The organism is Siminovitchia terrae (assembly GCF_003605405.2).
Lineage (GTDB): Bacteria > Bacillota > Bacilli > Bacillales > Bacillaceae_C > Siminovitchia > Siminovitchia terrae.
This window is the reverse complement of the sequence record NZ_QYTW02000060.1, coordinates 1-1,789: the sequence shown is the minus strand read 5'-3', so window position 1 is coordinate 1,789 and position 1,789 is coordinate 1. Positions and strand designations below refer to the sequence as shown.

Here is a 1,789-nt window from a genome sequence, read left to right as displayed (position 1 = left end):
CTGGTGTATGAAATAATCCTTTTTGGAACACAAAAAATGTCCCAGTGACTATGTTACGATTGAAATACTTAACCAAGTTTACTCAATCACCCACCCGACAAGGAGGTCATAGTCAATGAGACTATTTAATGGTAAACAAGGATTAAGAAGAAGTCAATTCGCAAGAGAACTTAAAGGTGCTGACTTGGATAAAGTTTTACTGGTTCCTATTGATGTTTCAAAGGTTTTACAGAAGTCGATGATCTTGAATTATTTTGGAGAAGTCATTGAACCTTCTTTTTCATTCATCGTCAATCAAACAGGGATGCAGCTGTTGATTGATAAGATCGAGCAAGCTAAAGAATTGCTCCAAGCCGAACGTATCTTCGTGGGCATTGAGGCAACTGGGCATTACTATGAAGACATTGTTCGTATTTTGACAGAGGTCGGCTACTCCATTCATATTATTAATCCTGCTTCGACTCATGAGGAGAGAAAACAACATCTTACTTATACCAAAACGGATGACATTGATTTGTATTTAATTGCAGAGGTATTGATTGGCAATAAGGCCACAAACGCCAAGCTGGCTACTGGTGAGTATAAGCATCTCCAGCACCTCACAAGAGCCAGAAGAAGTGAGGTTAATAAGCGTGCCCGCATTAAAGTGGAAATACGGACGATTCATGACCATATTTGGCGTGAATACCAAGGATTTAGTATTTTAGAGGACAATAAGGTTAAGACAAGAAAGGTGTTTAGCGATTTCTGGGGAAAATCGAGCTTATACCTTTTAACCCATTACCCTCATGCATCCCAGATACTTGAATTAGGAGAAACAGGATTACGCCAAATTTCTACAGAGCAGAATTTAAAACTGCGCCAAAATACAATAGATAAACTTCTTTATGCAGCAGGTGAGAGTGTTTCAAAATCAATAAAGGATCTCTCCAGTGAGCTCTTTATCCTTAATCAGAAACTAAAAGATTATGAATGGCATACTCAAAATATCGAGTCTTATGAACGAGAGATCGAGCGCGCCTTTGTTAAAACAAATGGATTGCTTCTTCTGACAGTCCCAGGGATTGGTCTTATAACCGCGGCAGAAATCTATTGTGAAATGGGAGATCTTACTTCATACACAAGTGCCAGCCAGATCATCAAAAAAGCAGGAACCAATCCTACAATTAAACAATCGGGCCCTAAAGGAGGATATTATGGACGGATTTCCAAGCAAGGTAATGCCAATCTCCGCAGGGCCGTCTACAACGCCGGGCGCACCCTGTGTGTACATAATGAGGCACTAAAACCCTTTTATTCCCGTTTAAAAGAAAAAGGAAAAAAGGCCGGGCAAATATATATCGCCATGGGAAACAAATTCTTAAAAACAGCTTTTGCGATGTTAAAAAACCATAAACCATTTGAATGGAATAACCCGGACTTTAATTACAAAAAAGAAGTCTTGAAGAAGTTGACTCTGCCTTTGGCAGCTTAAATTAAAACAAATAGACGCTATTCTCTTGGTTCGAGTGGAGATCGAATCTAGTTTCCTGAGGCATGTGACCTCGATGTTTAGCCTTATCCCACTCGTCCTGTAAATGCGAATCAGTACGTTAATCAACTATTTTGTACTCTATGCCAGAATGCATCAATGCAGATCGAGAAGCGAGTGAATACCATTTCTGGATCAAGAAAATGGCGACTGTTTCATAAAAACTTGGTTAATTGTTGCTGGTAAAAAAAGTAAATCCCTGGTAAGTGTGTTTGGGTTACCCAAAAACTTGAAAAAAGTATTTGACATTGTACGCTA

Annotated in this window: 1 protein-coding gene; it reads left to right on the top strand. The window is 39.1% G+C overall.

Annotated elements, in window-relative coordinates; all coding sequences use genetic code 11:
- Positions 1-115: 115 nt before the first annotated feature.
- A complete protein-coding gene (locus tag D5F11_RS25645) occupies positions 116-1,474 on the top strand; it encodes an IS110 family RNA-guided transposase (protein ID WP_120119625.1) in 1,359 nt (452 codons plus the stop codon).
- The last annotated feature ends 315 nt before the right edge of the window (positions 1,475-1,789 follow it).